Raw genomic sequence first — 18,735 nt, 5'->3', positions numbered from 1 at the left:
TACTTTCTCTCCTTTACATTCTTTTTCTTCTATTTAATACAACGGATTGCCCTAAACTTGTTTTTACGCCAAGTCCTAGATACACGGCAGCACCTAAAGCAATTGAAATACAAGATGTGCTCATCGCAAGTGAAGATGCAGACAGCTTATTTTCTAAAAAATAGTGAGAAGTATAATTGCCGATAATCACAGCGGCTGACATCACACTTACTAATAAAACAGGTGTCAACGCAGCTTGTCCCAGTGATTGAACTCGGTAAGAAATGGATTTTTCAATTAAATAAAAGTTATATATAACCGATACACCATACCCTCCGTAAGTCGCGACAACCGGTCCAATTTCTTTTAAGCATGAAACCAGCAGTACGTTTAATACTATCTTCACAACAATTCCTAAGCCCAAGCCTAAGATTAGCTTCTTTTGCTGATTAATTCCTTGGAGAATTGCGGCTGTTACTGTAAAAAGAGCAAATAAAATGGCAGCAGGCGCGTACCATTGTAAAACAATTCCACCGATTTCAGGGCTGTTTTTTGCTCCAAAAATCATCATATATACCGGCTTGCCTAATAAACAAAGCCCCACGGCAGCAGGAAGAGTAAAAAATAACAGCAGCTGCAGCGTTTTTGTAATTTTCCCTTTTACTTCCCGTAAATTTCCTTGCACAAAAGAAGACGTAATGCCCGGAATCAGTGACATGCTGAAGGCAGTCGCTAACGATACTGGCACCATCACCAAAATCTGGGCTAATCCAATAACGGAGTTGATCGTTTCGGCTTTAGCTTGTCCATATCCTATTGATTGAAAGAGCATGTTAATTGTAAACGTATCAATATTTTGATAGATAGGAATAGCTAAACCAACTAATACAAACGGAACGGCGTACGTTACAATCTCTTTGAACATTGAAGAGAACGAAACGGACTTATTATTCTTTCCGCTGTTCACTTCTTTCATAATCAACCGCTTGCGCTTCAAATAAACCGCTCCAAGAATCCCAATTCCCCCTACGCCTCCAATAAACGCTCCAAACGTGCCGATTCCAACAGCTTTTGTCATTGTGCTATGAAAAAGGTGAATAACAGCGTATGCTCCTGCTAAAATGAACAACACTCGCACTATTTGTTCAATAATCGTACTTAGCGCGGACGGTCCCATAGACTGGTTACCTTGAAAGTAGCCTCGTAATAGACTCATAGGCGGGATAATAATTAAAGCAAAGCTTACCATTCGGATGACGTACACTACGTCTTTTTGACTATTTCCTGAGGAATCTTTTCCGTTAATGACTAGTTCAGCGAGCCACGGTGCCATTGTATAGAGGACTAAGAAACCTATTATGCCCGTTATTGTCATTAATAGAATTCCTGCTTTTAACAGATCTTGTCCCGCACGGTAGTTTCCAAGACCGTTATATTTCGATACATACTTCGAAACAGCAAGCGGAAGACCCATTGTCGACAAGCTTAGCATCAAGGTATATGGACCGTATGCATACTTATAAAGCGCGTAACCTGACGTTCCCACTAAGGCTGTGAAAGGAATAATATAAATAAAGCCTAAAATCTTTGTTAATAAAGAAGACGCTGTTAATAAAAGCGTACCTCTCATCAAATTTTTTTCCATACATCAAAACTCCAGAAATAAATATTGTATTTTTAACAAATACTTGATTTATTGTATCATACTTACAATTATTATCTAGTTTTTTATAAAACATTAGAACCCTCTCTATATTACGTTTTTTACCTAATAAAGGAATATAAACCAATCTTTTCACCTATGATAAATGAATCGTTTTTTGCTTTTTACTTTACCTGACGTTTACATTCTAAAAGACGTGTTAAATTATATATATATCAGTTACCAACTAAACTAAGACTCCTTGATTATTCTGGCCTACCTGTTCTTTTAGGTAGACTGAGGTTGCTAAATCGTTATATATAGGAGGAAAAAATCATGAAAATGAAACAACGACTATCAAAAGCAGCGGCGGCTGCAACGATTACAGGAATTACTGCGTTTGGATTTGCTCCTGTCGCTCAGCTTGATACACCAGCACATGCAGCTACATCTCAAGAAACAAGCAGTCAAAGTCAAACAGCTGTAAAAAACATTAATGAAATTTACAACGCCGCAGTAAAAGGTGAAGTGCCACGCTTAACGGCAGACTTCAAAATTGGTAAAACACTGCGTCAAGACGTTCGCGATCAGTTCGGTCCCCCGCCTGAAGGTTCATCAAACAACTTTGACTACTATCACGCGGAAATGGGTCACCCTGGATACGCATTTGGCTATGATCAAAATAACGTCATTAACGAAATCCGCTATTTTGGTACAAATGTAGAGCGTCAAACAAATCTAGGCTCCATCACCCAAGCTAACTTAAAGAAAGAATTAGGTCAGCCGAACTTTACAGGCAAAGTAAAAGGTGATGGTACTACTCAAACGAAGTACACCTATCACGCCGGCGCCTATGATCTTGAATTCATTTTTGATGATAGCAAAACGTTAAATCATGTTAATTTAGTTAAAAAACCTTAAGTAATAGAAAAAGTAGCAGGCTGTCTGCTACTTTTTTTCATGAAATAAAACCAATGCGGAATCGGCCACGTGTTCATACCCAATCTCCATATAAATCTTGTTAGACGTAGGATTTGTCATGTCTGTGTATAAACTTGTTGTTTGAAATCCTTCGTCTAGCATAAGCTGAGAAAGCGTGGATACACAGCTTGAGGCATAGCCTTTTTTACGTTCTTTTTGAGGCGTGTATACAAAGTTAATCGTAATGTTATGGGCCGTTGGACGCGTAGCATTGGCAATCGACACATACTTGCCATTCACTTCCCATAGGAATAACCTTCCTGCTTTAATAAAAGCTTCTCCTGTTTTGGCAGCTTGTTCTTTTGATACAGGGTCTCCAATGACGCCCATAAACTCCCAAATCCATTCTGTCACGAGCGGAAGGTGTTCCAATCTTGCTTTTACCAGCACTCCGTCAGCTTCCGCAGCTTTTTTTACTTTGTCTAATTGGTAAATGCGCTGATCCATTTTTAAAGAAGCTTCTTGATTTTTTAAATCTGCTAGTTTTTGAGAAAGATATAAAACCATTTGTCTTTCTCCAACTAAGCCCGGTATGTCGATTTCTTGTAACAGCTCTGCCGCTTCGCTTAGTTCACCCTCCGTTAGCTGCTGTATTTGAGACAGTATGATTTGCTTAGGATGGGTTTGCAGCAACACAAGCGCAGCACGGCTGTCTTTTAAAATAACACCCATAAAATTTGGTTTGCTGTTTTCCTGCAAGCTGTGTAAAATGCCGAGCGCTAAGTTATGAAGAACTTCATTCTTTGATAAAAGCGGCTCTACTTGGTTTTTAAATTCCTGCACTTCTCTATATCTATGTAACTGGATCATCTTCTTTCTACCTCCGCAAATGCTCTTACCGGAAACGTTCCAACTCCTTTTATTTTAGGAGGCACGGCGTAAAATAAAAAGGACTCCGTTAGTTGATTTAAGTGACATAAGTGTTCAGCAATTACAATGTCCGAACCTAACAGCAGCGTATGAGCTGGTCTTGCTTTTCCTTTTGTATCGTCAATATTCATCGAATCAATTCCGACAAGAGCGGGCTGTTGAGACACTAAATAAGCTGCCGCGCTTTCTGTTAAGTATGGATGGTTTTCTAAATACTCGTCTGTATCCCAGTAACGATCCCATCCTGTATGAATTAATACCGCTTTGCCTTTTACGTCTACATGTTGAAAATGAGATTCATCAATGGCTTTTAAAGTCGGGTCAACTGAAACGACTATTCCTTCTAATCCGGCTGTTTTATCAATAGCCGTTTGAGCTAAATCCGCTCCGTCTTTGTATCTGTGAAACGGCACATCAATATACGTACCGGTATTCGTGACCATTTCAATTTTACCGATTTGAAATTCAGTGCCTGGTTCATAAAGCTTTCTAGACTCTTCTCGGCTTAAATAGTCGCAAATGATCGGTGCCGGCAAGCCTTTATGTGTGATAACTCCGTCTTCAATGATGTGGCTTAGATCAATATACGTTCTTTTTTTCATACCTTCACCCACTTTTTCAATATTCAGTAAAAATATTCTAACATAAAAAAGCTCTTCCTAGTTTCCTAGAAAGAGCTTTTTTTAGAGAACATTATTAACTTGATAAACATACATCATACGTATGCTTTGTATAAACAAATCCTTCAAAAATAAGACGGGCTGTACGCACTACTTTGATTCCGTTAACCTGTCCATCTTTTAGATCCACACTGGTTTCCATAATTCCCATTGGATGAGCAAGTCGAACGGTATCGCCTTTTAATTGAACCATTTCTGACGGAAGCGTGCCTTTTGTATAGATAGCCGCCGTCGTACAAATTGCTCCTGTAATCGCAAGCGTTTGATGCGGTTTTTGCATCGACATCATACGGATTAATACGTCCATTTGAGAAGCAGCTTTTTCTCTGCCAGTCCCGTCGCGATGGTCCATAGGAGGAGAAATAATCGTCATTTTTGGAACCGCTGGTGACAGTTTGGTTGCTTTGTCTTGAGGTGCGAGCCCCGCTTTTTCCGCTGCAATGGAGCGAATTTCTTCAAATAGCTTCAGCTGTTTGTCCGTGTATTCATGCGGAAGTTCTGCTCCCTTTAGGCCAATATCCTCTGCTTTAACAAATACAAGCGGATTTCCTACATCAACAATTGATGCTTTTATCGTCCCGATGGATGTTTGCAGAAGATCGATAGCGTTCCCGGTCGGAAGCAGTTTTCCAGTAACGGCTCCTTCTCCGTTTTCAAACGAAAGATAAATGGGTGAACCCGTACCCGGCACTCCAGGAATCATACAGGATCCTTCTGTTTTCACTTTTCCGTTTTCTACTTCTACTTCCGCTACGATTACTTTTTTCGTATTCGTATTATAAATCCGCACTTTGGTCACCGGTTCCACAGGTTGTACAAGTCCTTGTTCGATTGCATAAGGTCCGACCGCTGAAGAGATATTGCCGCAGTTTCCTTTAAAATCAACGAGAGATTCGCTGATGCTAACCTGCGCAAACGTGTAATCTACGTCAGCTTTTTCTAAATCTGATTTTTTTATAATCGCGATTTTACTTGTCAGCGAATTAGCTCCGCCGAGTCCGTCAATTTGACGTTGATCCGGACTTCCCATTATATCTAGCAAAAACGGTTCCCAATCCGATTTGTTCACAGGCATTTCTTCATGATTGATAAAAACCCCTTTACTTGTTCCACCTCTCATAACCGTTACAGGAATACGCGTCATATTAATCACCTTTCTCCCCTACTAACAAACGCCGAGGCGTTCATCAAACCATTTTATTTTTTTACTATTTAGAACCGGTTCATTTGCCATTTATCGTATAATAGAGGTGGTCATAAGTAAAATACATAAAATTTATTGTCTTTTTAAAAATTTTTTTATAATCTAAATACAAGGGGGAATCGGGATGGATCAAAAAGATTGGATATTAATTAAAACTCTTCACGAAGAAAAGAACATTACGCGAACGGCTGAAAGGCTCTACGTATCGCAGCCTTCTTTAAGCTACCGCCTTAAAAATCTTGAAGAAGAATTTGGCGTGTCGCTTTTTTTCAAAACGAAAAAAGGAATTGAGTTTACATCTGAAGGTGAGCATCTTGTTCGCTATGCGGAAAATATGTGGAAGCAGCTGCAGGAAACAAAAGACAGCATGCGTAATATGAGCGAAACCGTTACGGGAACGCTTCGCTTAGGGGTATCGAGTAACTTTGCACAGCATAAGCTGCCTAAAATTTTAAAGCAGTTCTCTCTTCACTACCCAAATGTACAGTTCAGCGTCAATACGGGCTGGAGTACACAAGTTATGAATCTATTAGACTCTTCGCGTGTGCACGTTGGCATTTTACGAGGCAATTACCCGTGGAACGGAGAAAAATCACTTCTGACGAAAGAACGGCTCTGCTTAATTTCGAAAAAAGAGATTGCGATCGATGACTTGCCGAACCTGCCTTATATTAACTATAAAACCGATACGTCGCTAAAAGATCTCATTCAAGACTGGTGGCATGACAAGTTTTCAGAGCCTCCGTTTGTGGCAATGGAAGTTGACCGGCAAGAAACGGCCAAAGAAATGGTCAAAAATGATTTAGGCTTTGCCATTTTACCTGAAATTTGCCTTCACTCCAGCGACAACTTATATACATACGGACTTTCGTACCGAGATGAATCACCTTTGCTTCGAAACACGTGGCTCATGTATGATCCTTCTTACTTGAATCTATCGGTCGTGAAAGCGTTTATTGACTTTTTAAAGCTAAGTGAAAAATAAAGCCAAAGCTAAAAAGTTTGCGTCTTGGAAGAATCTCTCTTTTAGGCCAAACTTTTTTCTAGACTACCATTATAAAAATTTTTTATGAACTTTCTAAAAAAACCTATATTTCCTTTATTTTTAGAAATGTACTAACATGAAAACAAGAAACATCAGCGGGAGTAAAGAGCGGCTTTAAAAATTCTTAATAATCAAACTACGGCTCATACATGGGGATGAGAGATGTTAGTCACGTTTTTTTACTCTAAAAGAAAACGCTTTCAGAGAAAAGAGGGAAAATAAAGGAGGTTGTTTGAATGCTAGCACTACTAGGTTTTACAATGATTATTGTCTTTACGTATCTCATTATGTCAAAAAGGATGTCTCCTATCGTAGCTTTAATGGTCATTCCACTTCTTTTTGCTGTGATTGGAGGGTTTGGCAAAGGCGTCGGAGACATGATGCTAGAAGGGTTAAAACAAGTAGCTCCGTCAGCTGCGATGCTGCTGTTCGCCATCTTATATTTCGGGGTTATGATTGATGCCGGACTGTTTGATCCATTAATTAAGCAGCTGTTAAAAATCGTAAAAGGCGATCCGCTTAAAATCGTCATCGGAACGGCTCTTCTATCGCTTTTAGTTGCACTAGACGGAGACGGTACAACCACTTATATGATTACGGTTTCTGCTCTTCTTCCACTTTATAAACGCCTGAATATGAGTCCGTTAGTGTTAACGACAGTTGCGATGCTTTCTCTTAGTATTATGAGCAGCATGACGCCTTGGGGAGGCCCGGCTACTCGTGCGATTGTTGCCCTTCACCTCGATGCATCAAAGTTCTTTATTCCACTTCTTCCAACGTTAATTGGCGGAGCTTTGTGGGTTGTTTTTACAGGCTATATTCTTGGAAAAAAAGAGCGCAGACGACTTGGTGCTATTGACATCGAGCAGTTTGAATTAAAAAGCTCGCTTGCGTTTGCTGAAGACGCATCTTTAACTTCTCAAGAAGATATTACACAGCCTAAAAAAATCTGGATTAACTTAGCTTTAACCATTGCACTCATGGTCGTATTGGTTTCTGGCATTTGGTCTGTTTCTGTTTTATTTATGATTGGTTTTGCGCTTGCTCTTATGATTAACTATCCAAAACTTGAGGATCAAAAAGAACGCTTAATGGCTCATGCAGGCAACGCGTTAACCGTTGCAGCCCTTGTGTTTGCAGCCGGTATTTTTACAGGAATACTATCCGGCACTAAAATGGTTGACGAAATGGCAAGCCTGTTAATTCATTTAGTTCCTGATTCACTCGGTTCGTTTTTACCGACAATCGTTGCTTTAACAAGCATGCCGTTTACATTCGTGATGAGTAACGACGCTTATTACTTCGGTGTTTTACCAATATTCGCTGAAACAGCTGCTTCTTACGGAATTGATCCGATGGAAATTGCGCGAGCTTCAGTGCTCGGACAACCTGTTCATCTGTTAAGTCCACTCGTTGCGTCTACTTTCTTACTTGTAGGTATGGTAGGTGTTGATCTTGGTGAACATCAGCGCTTTGCATTTAAATGGGCCGTTTTAACGTCTCTTGTTCTAATTGTCCTCGCTATTGTCACAGGCGCACTTACGCTATTTTAATAGGAATAAAAGCCGCTATGGCTTTTTATTAATAAATTGATAAATGATAGGTGGAGGTACTTCTAAAATGTATGTAATTACGTGTTATGTAGGAAAAGGTGAAATGAGAATGTACGAGTTTGATAGCAAAGAAGAAGCCCTTTCTCAGCTCAAAAATCTGAAAGGCTGCACCATTCTTTCAGAAGTTGTTTACTTTAATGATTCATCAGTTATTCCGGTAGCTATTTAATTATGCACCACTCAACCCTATAGGTACAAACTTGATAAGCTTCCTTTCGCTCAAAAGGAAGCTTCTTTTTTTATGTTCTTCTGAGACTTCGGCCCCTTTTCTCTCCTCAACGTTTTGTTACGTCTGGTTCGTTTTGTTTTCTTGCTTCAATCATATTAATAATTTGATTTGTATGTGGAGTTAGCACTGTGCACTTTTGGTAGAAGGCTCCGTCTACAACAAGCAGCTCTTCATCCATCCCGCAAAACTTGCAGCGGAGCTCTTGTGGTCCTGCGTAAGAGGTGTGATAAACACTATCGTTAAAGATGGTGTAAAAAGTATCTCTTTGCTGGGCATCGTAAAAGCTATATTGCTGGTTAGCGTCATCACGGTAGTTAACTCCATAGTTCCGGTCGAATTCTTCTTGAGTAAATCTATCCTGTAAAAGTTCATTTTGTACTAGTTCTCTTAAACAGCACTCTATTTCTTCATAGTTAAATGAACAATTATGTGCGTAAACATTTAGTTCTTCAGTGCTGTTCTCTTTTACCATCACTTCACTGCCGCAAATCTTACAGGGATGTTTGGGACTCTGCTGATCAAAGTAAGAGAACGTTTGGACCTTTTCCACTGCTATTTCATCGCTCACCTTTTTAAACTTAATCATCACATTTTCTGTTTGACTGACGTTTTCGTTATACAACATCACTTCATATTCATCTATATTCTTTCCGTTTTCTTTTCGACTCATATGCTCCATTACTTCATACGAAGAAATAGTAAAAAACTCCTTAAAATTCACCACTAACATGCATCCTTCCAAAAAATTTACGTTCGCTATGTACCTGTTCTATACTACCATTTTTTCAAAGACTCGCACCACTAAACGAACTTATTTTAGATTCGCATATCCTTTCTTTATCTCGCAGACATAACACTAACACTTTTATAAGGAGGATTTCATGAATACGTATGTAATCATCAGCACCGGCGTTGTTGACAGCGTATTTTCGTTTCAGAAATACCGTAAGCAAAAAGAAAAAACCTGTTGTGACAACAGGTTTTTCTTGTTAATCATCGCTTCCTAAAATACCGAAAAAGCGAAGCAAGTTGATGAATAGATTAATAAAATCTAAATACAAAGACAGTGCCAAAATCGGAACAAGCTCTTCCGTGATTTCACCGTGCTTCATTTTGTTAAAATCATACAGCACGTAAAGTGAGAAAACGATGGTACCAATCACTGAGAATGCCATGAGTCCAGGCGTTGTTAATGGACTAAACAACGAGAAAATGCTGATACAGACTAATGCTAACAGCGCTACTAATAAAAAGCTGCCTAAAAACCCTAAATCTTTTTTCGTTTTTGCGCCAATTACACCCATCACCGTAAAAATAACGAACGTGCTTCCAAACGCATAAAGAACGACTTGTGCTCCCGCTACTGACGCATAGTGGCTAACAATTGGAAAGAGCGTGATGCCTGATATAAATGAAAACGCATATGTAAAACCGTATCCTACGCTTTTTTTCTTTCGTAACATAAATGCCGCAACCAGCATCACAAGCTCAGCAATCGCTAATGGAATAAAATAAGCCGGCGGCACATATTGACCTACGTATAAGCCAACTGTGGAAATAAATAACGAAAAAATAAATGTTACTAATACTTTTTGAAACAGAGACCGCTGCTCTACTCCAATTACTTCTTGCATGTGTAAAACCTTCTTTCTAAAATCTGTTATATTTTATATATTACCTACCTTTTCAAGAAAAATAAAGATAATACTAAGGTCTTTTTTCTTATTTTTATAGAAAGTAAGCATAGACGCTGCCGTCTATGCTTACTTGGTATCTCTTTATTTTGGCAACAGAATACCGTCAATAATTCCGTAAGTCTTTGCTTCTTCAGCACTCATAAAATAATCTCGTTCCGTATCATGTGCCACTTTTTCAACCGGCTGTCCCGTTCGTGTTGATATGATTTCATTAATATGCTGCTTGAGCTTTAAAATTCGGCGGGCGCTAATTTCAATTTCAGTCGCCTGTCCTCTAGCCCCTCCTAGCGGCTGATGAATCATAACTTCACTATTCGGCAGTGCATAGCGCTTTCCTTTTGCTCCTGCTAGGAGAAGCAGTGCGCCAAAAGAAGCGGCCATGCCCGTGCAAATCGTTTGAACATCTGGCTTGATATACTGCATCGTATCATAAATCGCAAACCCTGCTGAAGTCGAACCTCCGGGGCTGTTAATATAAAGTGAAATATCTTTTTTAGGATCATCTGCCGCAAGAAACAGCAACTGCGCGACCACGCTGTTGGCAATATGATCATTGATTTCATCACCAATTAAAATAATTCGATCTTTTAACAGCCTCGAATAAATATCATACGAACGTTCACCTCGGTTGCTTTGTTCAATTACATATGGAATCGTGCTCATATATATCCTCCTTATCACACGTAATACGGCTATGCAGCCATGCAGAGAGTGCAAGTTGGAGTATACGTCGGCTTTTGGATGATGCTTTTTAAGGAAGGCAAAGCATGAATCAAAAGTACTGGATCCTGCGTTTCTAACGTTTTATAAAACAGTTCTGACAGCTCTTTTCGTTCTTTTTCATCCCAAAAAGAATCTGTAGAAAACGGCTCACCGCCTTTTTCTAACCGCTGCTTAGCACGATGTAAATTGCTTTTCACCGCTGTTTCTGACGTTTGTAAAATCGAAGCGATTTCTTTCAGCTGATAGCGGAATCCTTCTTTTAAGAAAAAGATAACCGCTTGCTTCGGCGTAAACTGACTAAGCAGCAGCTCGACCGAGTGTTCCTTACTATCAAACGCCTGCTTGTCGGCTTGCTGCTCCAAACCCTTTTCTTCGGCTATTACTTCACGCTTTCGTTTTCTCAGCAGATCAATCCAGTGATGATACGCAATTTTATTTAACAGCGCGGAAGACAGCTTGTGCTCTTCACCTTTATATCGCTGAGCTTTTAAAAACGTTTCTTGGGCAATATCGTCTCCGTCCCACGCATTTTGCGCTAAAAAACGGCAGTACTGCTGCAATTTTGGGTAATGCTCGTTCCAGCATGCATCGTCAAAGCTTTCTGTTTGTGTTTCGATTTTTTTTGAATGTGACATGATTTTCACTCCTTTTGCACTCTCTATTTACTAAACGATTAAAGGAAGTTCAAAAGATACGGGGGATCAAACTTTTTACACATTATACGCTTAAGCAGCCATTTTTTTGTATTATAATGAAGATACCTTTATCTGAGGAGTCTAAAATAATATGCGAAGAAGAAGATTATATGGCAAGAAGAAAACGAACAAACTTCACTTTAAAGACTTAACCTGTGAACACCCTCAGCCTGCTTTGCCTATGAGCTATACAAGTGAAGCTCCTTTTTACTATTATGACGCGTCAGACGATGAAAGACAAAACGACTTTGAACTATATTCAGAGATTTGTATCATGAATCAAGAACATTTTTTCGTAAGAGGCTGTGTTGAAATTCCTGTTTTTAATGAAGAAGAATTTTTCACTTGGAACATATGGGTTTCTTTAAGCGAAGAAAATTTCCGCCGAATGATCGATTTATGGGAAAGTGACAAAAGAGAAAATGAACCGCCTTATTTCGGCTGGTTTTCAGTTTCAATTCCAGGCTATCCGGAAACGTTAAATTTAAAAACAAATGTGCATACAAGATCTGTTGGAACAAGACCACTCATCGAGTTAGAGCCAACGAATCACCCTTTAGCCGTCGAGCAGCGGGAAGGGGTAACGCTAGAGCGAATTAAAGACATACAAAAACAATTGACTACCTATTAAAAAACCAAGACAGCCCCAGACTGTCTTGGTTTTTACCTTTATGGCATGCGCTTTGCTCCGTAGTATTTAGGAGCCCAGTAGCTGTCTACTTTATAGTTTGTAATTTTCACGCCCTCAGATGTGGATACGTGAACGACATAGTCATTTCCAATATAGATAGATGGAATAAGTGAACTTCCTTCAAAAAAGACGAGATCTCCCGGCTTCAAGTCAGATTGTGAAATGGTTTCTCCTGCTTCCCACTGCTGACTCGCATAGCGCGGAATGTCTTTTCCAGCTGCTTCTTTATAAATATATTGAACAAAACCAGCCGTATCAAAGCCTGTAGAAGGACTTGTCCCACCTTGTGCATAAGGTACTTCTCCTACATATTTAAGAGATTCGGTCACAAATGGGTTGTCTTTTGACAGCGATAAGTCATCGTAGCGCCTTGCTCCTGCGTACTTAGACGTCCAGTAGCTGCTTGTCAGATAATCAACCGTCACATTTTCGCTGCGCTTGGCATGAATAAACTGATTGCCGCCTACATAGATACCGACGTGTGAAATCCCTTCACGATACGTGTCTTTAAAAAAGATAACGTCTCCTGGCTTTAAATCTGCGCGAGCAACTTCTTCTCCAACTTGCCACTGCTGATCCGTTGATCTCGGAAGGTAGACGTCCGATGCGTGTTGAAATACATATGCAACAAATGCGGAACAATCAAAACCGTCCGTTGGCGACTCGCCTCCAAATACATATGGTGTGCCGAGATGTTTTAGCGCTTCTGCAATAACTTCATTATCTTTTGCAATTTCCGGTGCTCCTGTAATGCGCTTTGCTTTGGCGAAATGTGATGACCAATACGCGCTGCTTGAAATGTTTTTCACCACAACTTTTCCGTCTGAAGAAGATGCATAAATCATCTCATCGTCTCCGATATAAATAGCAGCTACGTTCACTTCACCGTTTTCATTGGTGTCAAAAAACAATACATCGCCCGCTTGCAGCTCGTTTTTATCGACGGCTGTTCCAAGCTCTGACTGTTCTTTCACGGAACGAGGCAGCGTTGTATCGAGCGCTTGCTTAAACACATATTGAACGAAGCCAGAGCTGTCAAACCCTTCGCTTAGCGTCTCTCCTCCAGACGTATAATCCGCTCCTTCATACGTTTTTGCTTTGTCAGCAATCACATTTTCATCTGTAGCAGCCTGTACTTGCACAGCTTTTTCTGCAGGAAAAGCGCCTTCATAAAAAGTGGCAAGACTAAGCCCTAGCGCTGTGACCATAAGAGGTTTCATTACTTTCATCTTTGTTCTCCTTTGTTTTTTATTTCATCCAAGAAGTTTTATATGTAAATGGTTCCTCTGTTAAAGTATGGTGCAGATGGATAGGAATTGGCTAGTACCTTTTGACTTAAATATGCTTCCCTTCCAAAGTCCTGTAAAAAATCCAGAAAAAAACTCGGCGCATATTACGCCGAGCTTTTTTATTTCATGCCCACCTGGATATTTGCTGCTTTTTGTTTTTGACGTAAATTTGCAATCCACTTGTAGTAAAGTGTAATCAAAAGAACAAAAATACCAAGCGCAAAGTACAGTTTTGAATATCCTAAAGCACCTGCTGCAATTCCTAATACAAATGAACCAACCGCAATACCGCTATCATAAAACGTAAAGAATGTAGCAGTTGCATATGCGCTTCGGTGAGCAGGCGCCGCTTGAATCGCAAGCGTTTGGAAACTAGGAAGAAGCGTTCCATAGCCTAGTCCTACTAATGCACCTGAAAACAGCAGCATCCAAGAAGAATGTGTGAGGCTTAAGCTAAATAGACCAATCGCAAAGACAATACATGATGGAATAATCACAATGTTTGGGCCAGATTTATCAAATAATCTTCCTGTAAACGGTCGTGAAATCAGCATCGCAGCTGCGAACACGACAAAGAAAAAGCTTGCTGTTTTAATCAATCCAAGCGACTGTGCGTACACAGAAATAAAAGAAATAATGCTTGCATACGAAAAAGAAACGAGAATACCTACAGATGAAATCGGCATGGATTTCTTTTCAAACAAATCGCTCAGTGAAAATGATTTCTTCACTGACGGAGCAGCGTTTTCTTGAAGATTTTTGACCATCATTCCGCACAGCCAGCCAACGAGCATAATCACACCAAATACAAAGAAAATAATGTTGTATGCCATGTATTGATGAAGCGTTAGTGCTAAAAACGGGCCTGCAACAACGGCTAAGTTCATTGACATTCCGAAGTAGCCAAGTCCTTCTCCTCGTCGTCTAGCGGGAACTAAATCCGCTGCAATCGCTCCGGTGACGGTTGTTGCTAAGCTGAATGAAATCCCTTGAAAGAAGCGCAGTAATAAAAGCACGTTAAAATGGTGGATGAACATATATAAGAAGGAAGAAAGCGCAAAAATGAGGGTACTAAATACGAGCGTTTTTTTCTTTCCAATGTTTTCAATGACTTTCCCTGAAAATGGTCTAACAATAATCGCAGATAATAAAAAGATAGTAACAACAAGCCCTGCCTGCGTACTCGTGCCTTCTAAGGCGTCTAATACATAAATCGGCAGCAGCGTCAGCAATGCATAAAACACGACAAAAATAAAAAAGTTGGTAATCGCAATGCTGATAAAGCTTTTAGTCCAGATTGGCTCCTGCTGGTTCGTCATTCATTTCACCCTTTTCTGTAGATTTACAAATTTTCTTTAATAACGAAATAAGCTGATCTTGTTCGCTGTCGGATAAAGCAATCAGCAAATTTTCTTCCAAACGTTCAATTTCTTGCTGAATTTCCGGAAGTTTTTTCTTCGCTTGAGGAGATAAATAAACGATGCGCTCTCGTTTATCACTGCCTGCTTTTCGAACGATCCATCCGCTTTTTTCAAGCCTTGTTAACGTGCGGGTCACCGTTGGCGCTTCGACATTTAAATACTGCCAAATCTCCGTTTGCGTCATCGAGCCGAATCGCTTTAAACAAAATAAAATTGAATACTGCGAGCTGTATAGCCCGTACGCTTTTAACACTTCATTTACTTCTTTAATAGACAATCTCGACTTTTGATGAAGCTCATGAAACACCAAGTTATTCACTTTTCCCACCTCACCTTTCATTTTATTTACCTAGGTAACTAATTGTTCTTTTATTAGTATATGTGCTGCTACTTGATGTGTAAAGGCGGCTAAAAAGGGCGAAAATCAGCTGTTTTCTCTTACTTTCTACTAATGATTTACGCTTTCACTTCTTTTTTCTTATTCTTTCGTATCACGAAACTTTTTGTATATATTTACATGCACCTGCAAACTCTGTTAAAGAAGACGAAACAATACGCGGGAGGCTGGTATATGTTTTCACTGCGCGGCGATGCTCATAAAGTCTACCTTAAACTGAAAAAAGCAGCTCATCAAAACCAAAACGCAGAAGAAATTGATGAATTAGCGGAAATGGAAGAAATCCGGCAGCTTTACCTTACGCTAGACAGCGCTATTTTGCGAAAAGTGTATTACCGAATGACTAAAGAAAAAAACGGCTCCGGCGTCATTCCCATCCTTGTTTCTGCTTTGCCTTGGCTCTTTTTTTTATTTTCGCAGCGGCTGCAGCAATTTTTATTTAAAGACGGCAGCTGGCTTTGGATCATTTTTGTGGTGCTGTATGTTTTTATTCTCATTCCAAGCGTGTTTCTTCATTTCCGTGAACAATCGTGGGCTTCTGTTCATATTGAAATTATTCAAGACATTTTAAAAGACCGTGAAAAAGAGCCGAAACCCCTTTGAGGTCCGGCTGTTTTTTACCCATTATGAAATAGCTTGTCTGCTTTCTACGTCTCGACCTAACTTTCTTTTGATACGCTGCAGCGCGTTGTCAATTGACTTGACGTGCGTATTTAATTCTTTCGAAATTTCAGCGTATGAATGGCCGTCCATATACAGCGTCAATGCTTTTCTTTCCAATTCACTAAGTGTTTCCGCAATTTTTAACTCGCGGTCTTCCACTTTTTCTTGATGAATCAGCACCGCTTCCGGATTAGCAATTTGATCGCCAGGAATCATATCCATCAGCGTATAATTTGATTCTTCATCATACAGAGGCTTGTCCAATGAAATGTACGAATTTAACGGACCGTGCTTTTGACGAGTAGCCGTTTTAATCGCCGTAATGATTTGTCTTGTGATACATAACTCCGCAAACCCTTTAAAAGATGTTAGCTTGTCTTCGTTAAAGTCGCGAATTGCTTTGTACAGTCCAATCATTCCTTCTTGGACAATATCTTCTTTTTCAGCACCAATCAAAAAGTATTTTCTTGCTTTACCCCTCACAAGATTTTGATACTTGTTGATTAAATACTCCAATGATTTTTCATCTCCGCTGTGAACCATTTCAACCAAAACATGATCTTCTAACATAGCATAATTTTGAACTTTTTCAATTACGATGCCTACGCTCACTCATATCCCCCCGTTACACTTAGTTGAGTTTTGATGTGTTCTAAACTGATGCATGATCTACTTGTTACGACGCTACTGCAATACGGTCCAGAAACGTAAAAAGCGTACAGGTAAACTGTCGCTTTCCTCTCTCACTTTATGCTCCCCTGCATCTTTCTATAATCTATTATAAAGAAGTATAACCGATAAAAATCAAAAAGGTTGTCGAAATATGAAAGTGGTTGCAAAAAAAATCAATTTTTATAGAAAATTCACACAAATCACTTTATTATTTCATATAGTGACAGCAATCTGTCAAAAAAGCAATAAAAAAATAATTCCATATGAAATAAACTTACTCAAGCAGAGTAAGTCGAAGTTGCAGATGATACTGCGCATATAGGATTAGTTGCCTTCCGGCTTATCAGCATTTTTTGTTCCCTTGCTTTTATAAGGCTTTGCATTTTTCTTCTTTTTTGCACTCGCCTGCCAGCGGTTCCACCCTTTTTTGCCGGTGCCTCGCCCCGTGCCGCCTTTACCTTTTGCTTTACTCATACGTATTCCTCCGTTACCTGCGTGTTTGCTACAATAAAAAAAGACCCCGTCCAAAGTCGGAGTCTTTTTTGGATTGCATAAAATTATGCTTTTACAACGTTAGCAGCTTGTGCACCGCGTTGACCTTGCTCGATGTCGAAAGTCACTTTTTGACCTTCGTCTAAAGATTTGAATCCGTCGCCTTGAATTGCGCTGAAATGTACGAATACATCTTCTCCGCCTTCAATTTCGATGAAACCGAAACCTTTTTCTGCATTAAACCATTTTACTGTACCTTCAGTCATACTATTTCCTCCAGTGGTGGAATTAATCCACGCAATATATTACTACCCTTGCTCAATCGTACTATTTCCAGATAAAAATTTCTATTGAAGAATATTTCTCTTCTTTCAATTTCATACCGAACAAAAATAATTAACTTTAGTGTAACATATCAATTTAGAAATAGCAAGTTTCTGTTCTAAGACAGGCTTTATCCTAATTATGTATCTGCTAAAAGCCTACGGGGCAGCTTTGAGGCTACTAACATTTCTGAACGGTGATGCGTCATAAGGCTTTTTCATTCAGCAATATGTATGATCTCCACAAAAATAAATATTTCATATCCTGTTTTCTAAGAACTATGCCCCTTATAAATGGACATGCACATTTTTTATCAATTTACTTTCTACTCTCTTTCCACCCACACAATAAAATAACCATTAATTACAAAATAAGATAATAATAGTATATAATGATACGTGATTTATAGCTAAGGAGGAACAACATGATTCGTGAACGATCACTTTTGATAAAAGGACTCACCTTTTTACTAGCTGTTTTTATTTTAAACATCCCTTTTCCTAATTCAACGCCGCTCAGTCATTCTGTCTTTTCTTTTTTAGGTCTTCCCCTCTATGGAGATGAAGAAACAATGACGGGATTCTATTATGCTAACAATGCGTGGGCAATCATGCTTTTAATAAGTCTTTTTTTACTTTATAAAAGTTTAAGCCGTCATCGTTTAAAATTAACAATTTTAGCTGCATTCATCGTTACTTCTGGCCCTGGGTGTATGATTGAAGTCATGCAAAAGACCGTGTTGTCAGGAATGTATGCTGTTTCTTACGATGCTGAAAACAGCAACTGCACATTCGAGACTAATAAAAGAGAAACCATATTAACGGGAAATTGCAAGCTTTCCTTTGAAAATAACCGTTCAAAGCCTGTTACGTTTGAAGTAGCAATCGATAAGCGCGCTTTTTTTGAAGATGAACAGCCTTTTTTACAAATGATGAATAAGCCTAAACTTCATACCGTTACGCTAGAATCAAAGGGGTATCAAACTGTAGAAATTACTTCATCTATCCAAGTAGCTGATTTACCCTCTGAACTCTATATCGGGGAAATGAATGGCTTTCACGTCAACATTTATCAAAACGGAAAAAAACGTTATTTATAAGCATAGAAAAAGCCCTTATAGGGCTTTTTAAATGAGTGAATTACCAGCCAAAGCCTCCGCCGTAGCAGCTGCAGCCGATGATCACTAATAAAATAAATAATACAACTAATAAAGCAAAACCAGATCCATATCCACATCCAGCGTTTCCAGACATACGAACACTTCCTTTTCTTTAGTTACTCTTTCCTCAAGAAAAATGCCGCTTGCATTTCGCTTGAGTTGGATTATCTTATGCCTGAACACGCCCTTTTGACTCTGGTTTTTTCTTTTTTCTTTTTCCTTCTTGCCATGCACCTCATTAATAAAAGAAGAAAACAGCCTAAGAAAAG

The 18,735-nt window shown here is 39.3% G+C and carries 23 protein-coding genes; 8 read left to right on the top strand and 15 right to left on the bottom strand.

Going from position 1 to position 18,735, the window contains the following annotated elements:
* Positions 1-13: 13 nt before the first annotated feature.
* Positions 14-1,624 carry a putative polysaccharide biosynthesis protein gene (locus tag AC0KUU_RS05490; protein WP_043978590.1) on the bottom strand — a complete coding sequence of 537 codons (1,611 nt, stop codon included), beginning with the start codon at positions 1,622-1,624 and terminating at the stop codon, positions 14-16.
* 333 nt (positions 1,625-1,957) lie between these two features.
* Here AC0KUU_RS05490 and AC0KUU_RS05485 point away from each other — a divergent pair, with 333 nt between their 5' ends.
* A complete protein-coding gene (locus tag AC0KUU_RS05485; RefSeq protein WP_043978588.1) occupies positions 1,958-2,542 on the top strand; it encodes a YjgB family protein in 585 nt (194 codons plus the stop codon).
* A gap of 27 nt (positions 2,543-2,569) precedes the next feature.
* Here the strand turns inward: AC0KUU_RS05485 and AC0KUU_RS05480 are convergent, their stop codons facing one another.
* From AC0KUU_RS05480 to AC0KUU_RS05470, 3 genes are all read right to left on the bottom strand, one after another.
* Positions 2,570-3,412 (bottom strand): GNAT family N-acetyltransferase, encoded by an 843-nt coding sequence (locus AC0KUU_RS05480; RefSeq protein ID WP_237074218.1) that lies wholly within the window; start codon positions 3,410-3,412, stop codon positions 2,570-2,572.
* A complete protein-coding gene (locus AC0KUU_RS05475) occupies positions 3,409-4,074 on the bottom strand; it encodes a cyclase family protein (protein WP_043978583.1) in 666 nt (221 codons plus the stop codon). The genes AC0KUU_RS05480 and AC0KUU_RS05475 overlap by 4 nt, the downstream gene beginning before the upstream one ends.
* Before the next feature lie 94 nt (positions 4,075-4,168).
* Positions 4,169-5,296: a 2-methylaconitate cis-trans isomerase PrpF family protein gene (locus AC0KUU_RS05470; RefSeq protein WP_043978581.1), complete on the bottom strand. Its 1,128-nt coding sequence runs from the start codon at positions 5,294-5,296 to the stop codon at positions 4,169-4,171.
* 184 nt (positions 5,297-5,480) lie between these two features.
* Here AC0KUU_RS05470 and AC0KUU_RS05465 point away from each other — a divergent pair, with 184 nt between their 5' ends.
* From AC0KUU_RS05465 to AC0KUU_RS05455, 3 genes are all read left to right on the top strand, one after another.
* Complete coding sequence (locus AC0KUU_RS05465; protein WP_025750019.1) at positions 5,481-6,341, top strand: LysR family transcriptional regulator; 861 nt, start codon at positions 5,481-5,483, stop codon at positions 6,339-6,341.
* Positions 6,342-6,637: 296 nt separating this feature from the next.
* Entirely contained in the window at positions 6,638-7,954 is a 1,317-nt protein-coding gene (locus AC0KUU_RS05460; protein ID WP_237074217.1) for a CitMHS family transporter, read from the top strand.
* A 67-nt stretch (positions 7,955-8,021) separates the two neighbouring features.
* Complete coding sequence (locus tag AC0KUU_RS05455; protein ID WP_165575905.1) at positions 8,022-8,183, top strand: hypothetical protein; 162 nt, start codon at positions 8,022-8,024, stop codon at positions 8,181-8,183.
* A gap of 106 nt (positions 8,184-8,289) precedes the next feature.
* Here the strand turns inward: AC0KUU_RS05455 and AC0KUU_RS05450 are convergent, their stop codons facing one another.
* On the bottom strand, positions 8,290-8,967 hold the full coding sequence (locus AC0KUU_RS05450; protein WP_237074216.1) for a hypothetical protein: 678 nt from the start codon (positions 8,965-8,967) through the stop codon (positions 8,290-8,292).
* Positions 8,968-9,124: 157 nt separating this feature from the next.
* Here AC0KUU_RS05450 and AC0KUU_RS05445 point away from each other — a divergent pair, with 157 nt between their 5' ends.
* Positions 9,125-9,250, top strand: coding sequence for a hypothetical protein (locus tag AC0KUU_RS05445; protein ID WP_272911071.1), 126 nt, complete (start codon positions 9,125-9,127; stop codon positions 9,248-9,250).
* On the opposite strand, the gene AC0KUU_RS05440 is transcribed toward AC0KUU_RS05445, so the two are convergent.
* The 3 genes from AC0KUU_RS05440 to AC0KUU_RS05430 form a co-directional block, all read right to left on the bottom strand.
* Positions 9,233-9,877 (bottom strand): Bax inhibitor-1/YccA family protein, encoded by a 645-nt coding sequence (locus AC0KUU_RS05440; RefSeq protein WP_013058492.1) that lies wholly within the window; start codon positions 9,875-9,877, stop codon positions 9,233-9,235. The genes AC0KUU_RS05445 and AC0KUU_RS05440 overlap by 18 nt on opposite strands.
* 144 nt (positions 9,878-10,021) lie before the next feature.
* Positions 10,022-10,603 (bottom strand): ATP-dependent Clp endopeptidase proteolytic subunit ClpP, encoded by a 582-nt coding sequence (gene clpP, locus AC0KUU_RS05435; protein ID WP_043978569.1) that lies wholly within the window; start codon positions 10,601-10,603, stop codon positions 10,022-10,024.
* A 29-nt stretch (positions 10,604-10,632) separates the two neighbouring features.
* Positions 10,633-11,298 (bottom strand): sigma-70 family RNA polymerase sigma factor, encoded by a 666-nt coding sequence (locus AC0KUU_RS05430; protein WP_322552357.1) that lies wholly within the window; start codon positions 11,296-11,298, stop codon positions 10,633-10,635.
* A 151-nt stretch (positions 11,299-11,449) separates the two neighbouring features.
* Here AC0KUU_RS05430 and AC0KUU_RS05425 point away from each other — a divergent pair, with 151 nt between their 5' ends.
* Positions 11,450-11,989 carry a DUF2199 domain-containing protein gene (locus AC0KUU_RS05425; RefSeq protein WP_043978564.1) on the top strand — a complete coding sequence of 180 codons (540 nt, stop codon included), beginning with the start codon at positions 11,450-11,452 and terminating at the stop codon, positions 11,987-11,989.
* Between the two features lie 38 nt (positions 11,990-12,027).
* Here the strand turns inward: AC0KUU_RS05425 and AC0KUU_RS05420 are convergent, their stop codons facing one another.
* The 3 genes from AC0KUU_RS05420 to AC0KUU_RS05410 form a co-directional block, all read right to left on the bottom strand.
* Positions 12,028-13,278, bottom strand: a complete 1,251-nt coding sequence (locus AC0KUU_RS05420) for a C40 family peptidase (RefSeq protein WP_237074214.1) — start codon at positions 13,276-13,278, stop codon at positions 12,028-12,030.
* Between the two features lie 179 nt (positions 13,279-13,457).
* Positions 13,458-14,657 carry an MFS transporter gene (locus tag AC0KUU_RS05415; protein WP_043978558.1) on the bottom strand — a complete coding sequence of 400 codons (1,200 nt, stop codon included), beginning with the start codon at positions 14,655-14,657 and terminating at the stop codon, positions 13,458-13,460.
* Entirely contained in the window at positions 14,626-15,078 is a 453-nt protein-coding gene (locus AC0KUU_RS05410; protein WP_013058498.1) for a MarR family winged helix-turn-helix transcriptional regulator, read from the bottom strand. The genes AC0KUU_RS05415 and AC0KUU_RS05410 overlap by 32 nt, the downstream gene beginning before the upstream one ends.
* 252 nt (positions 15,079-15,330) lie before the next feature.
* On the opposite strand from AC0KUU_RS05410, the gene AC0KUU_RS05405 reads away from it, so the two are divergent.
* Positions 15,331-15,759 (top strand): hypothetical protein, encoded by a 429-nt coding sequence (locus tag AC0KUU_RS05405; protein ID WP_230184428.1) that lies wholly within the window; start codon positions 15,331-15,333, stop codon positions 15,757-15,759.
* A 21-nt stretch (positions 15,760-15,780) separates the two neighbouring features.
* Here the strand turns inward: AC0KUU_RS05405 and sigH are convergent, their stop codons facing one another.
* From sigH to AC0KUU_RS05390, 3 genes are all read right to left on the bottom strand, one after another.
* The gene (gene sigH / locus AC0KUU_RS05400; protein WP_013058500.1) at positions 15,781-16,431 is read right to left on the bottom strand and encodes an RNA polymerase sporulation sigma factor SigH; all 651 of its coding nucleotides are present in this window, start codon (positions 16,429-16,431) and stop codon (positions 15,781-15,783) included.
* Positions 16,432-16,815: 384 nt separating this feature from the next.
* Positions 16,816-16,971, bottom strand: coding sequence for a DUF3934 family protein (locus AC0KUU_RS05395; RefSeq protein ID WP_162837669.1), 156 nt, complete (start codon positions 16,969-16,971; stop codon positions 16,816-16,818).
* Between the two features lie 77 nt (positions 16,972-17,048).
* The gene (locus AC0KUU_RS05390; RefSeq protein ID WP_013058502.1) at positions 17,049-17,249 is read right to left on the bottom strand and encodes a cold-shock protein; all 201 of its coding nucleotides are present in this window, start codon (positions 17,247-17,249) and stop codon (positions 17,049-17,051) included.
* 482 nt (positions 17,250-17,731) lie between these two features.
* Between AC0KUU_RS05390 and AC0KUU_RS05385 the strand changes: the two genes are divergently transcribed.
* The gene (locus AC0KUU_RS05385) at positions 17,732-18,406 is read left to right on the top strand and encodes a hypothetical protein (protein ID WP_322552358.1); all 675 of its coding nucleotides are present in this window, start codon (positions 17,732-17,734) and stop codon (positions 18,404-18,406) included.
* A 40-nt stretch (positions 18,407-18,446) separates the two neighbouring features.
* Here the strand turns inward: AC0KUU_RS05385 and AC0KUU_RS05380 are convergent, their stop codons facing one another.
* Complete coding sequence (locus AC0KUU_RS05380) at positions 18,447-18,560, bottom strand: YjcZ family sporulation protein (RefSeq protein WP_080781593.1); 114 nt, start codon at positions 18,558-18,560, stop codon at positions 18,447-18,449.
* Positions 18,561-18,735: the final 175 nt, after the last annotated feature.

The sequence above is a fragment of the Priestia sp. ST2 genome, assembly GCF_055810735.1.
Note: the sequence above shows the minus strand (reverse complement) of the source record. Positions and strands in the feature narration are given on the sequence as shown.

Coding starts and splice junctions, on each gene's coding strand:
- AC0KUU_RS05485 (WP_043978588.1), top strand. CDS start 1,958: ATGAAAATGAAACAACGACTATCAAAAGCAGCGGCGGCTGCAACGATT.
- AC0KUU_RS05385 (WP_322552358.1), top strand. CDS start 17,732: ATGATTCGTGAACGATCACTTTTGATAAAAGGACTCACCTTTTTACTA.
- AC0KUU_RS05480 (WP_237074218.1), bottom strand. CDS start 3,412: ATGATCCAGTTACATAGATATAGAGAAGTGCAGGAATTTAAAAACCAA.
- AC0KUU_RS05445 (WP_272911071.1), top strand. CDS start 9,125: ATGAATACGTATGTAATCATCAGCACCGGCGTTGTTGACAGCGTATTT.
- AC0KUU_RS05380 (WP_080781593.1), bottom strand. CDS start 18,560: ATGTCTGGAAACGCTGGATGTGGATATGGATCTGGTTTTGCTTTATTA.
- AC0KUU_RS05455 (WP_165575905.1), top strand. CDS start 8,022: ATGTATGTAATTACGTGTTATGTAGGAAAAGGTGAAATGAGAATGTAC.
- AC0KUU_RS05470 (WP_043978581.1), bottom strand. CDS start 5,296: ATGACGCGTATTCCTGTAACGGTTATGAGAGGTGGAACAAGTAAAGGG.
- AC0KUU_RS05460 (WP_237074217.1), top strand. CDS start 6,638: ATGCTAGCACTACTAGGTTTTACAATGATTATTGTCTTTACGTATCTC.
- AC0KUU_RS05425 (WP_043978564.1), top strand. CDS start 11,450: ATGCGAAGAAGAAGATTATATGGCAAGAAGAAAACGAACAAACTTCAC.
- AC0KUU_RS05465 (WP_025750019.1), top strand. CDS start 5,481: ATGGATCAAAAAGATTGGATATTAATTAAAACTCTTCACGAAGAAAAG.
- AC0KUU_RS05440 (WP_013058492.1), bottom strand. CDS start 9,877: ATGCAAGAAGTAATTGGAGTAGAGCAGCGGTCTCTGTTTCAAAAAGTA.
- AC0KUU_RS05475 (WP_043978583.1), bottom strand. CDS start 4,074: ATGAAAAAAAGAACGTATATTGATCTAAGCCACATCATTGAAGACGGA.
- AC0KUU_RS05405 (WP_230184428.1), top strand. CDS start 15,331: ATGTTTTCACTGCGCGGCGATGCTCATAAAGTCTACCTTAAACTGAAA.
- AC0KUU_RS05490 (WP_043978590.1), bottom strand. CDS start 1,624: ATGGAAAAAAATTTGATGAGAGGTACGCTTTTATTAACAGCGTCTTCT.
- AC0KUU_RS05390 (WP_013058502.1), bottom strand. CDS start 17,249: ATGACTGAAGGTACAGTAAAATGGTTTAATGCAGAAAAAGGTTTCGGT.
- clpP (WP_043978569.1), bottom strand. CDS start 10,603: ATGAGCACGATTCCATATGTAATTGAACAAAGCAACCGAGGTGAACGT.
- AC0KUU_RS05420 (WP_237074214.1), bottom strand. CDS start 13,278: ATGAAAGTAATGAAACCTCTTATGGTCACAGCGCTAGGGCTTAGTCTT.
- AC0KUU_RS05430 (WP_322552357.1), bottom strand. CDS start 11,298: ATGTCACATTCAAAAAAAATCGAAACACAAACAGAAAGCTTTGACGAT.
- AC0KUU_RS05415 (WP_043978558.1), bottom strand. CDS start 14,657: ATGACGAACCAGCAGGAGCCAATCTGGACTAAAAGCTTTATCAGCATT.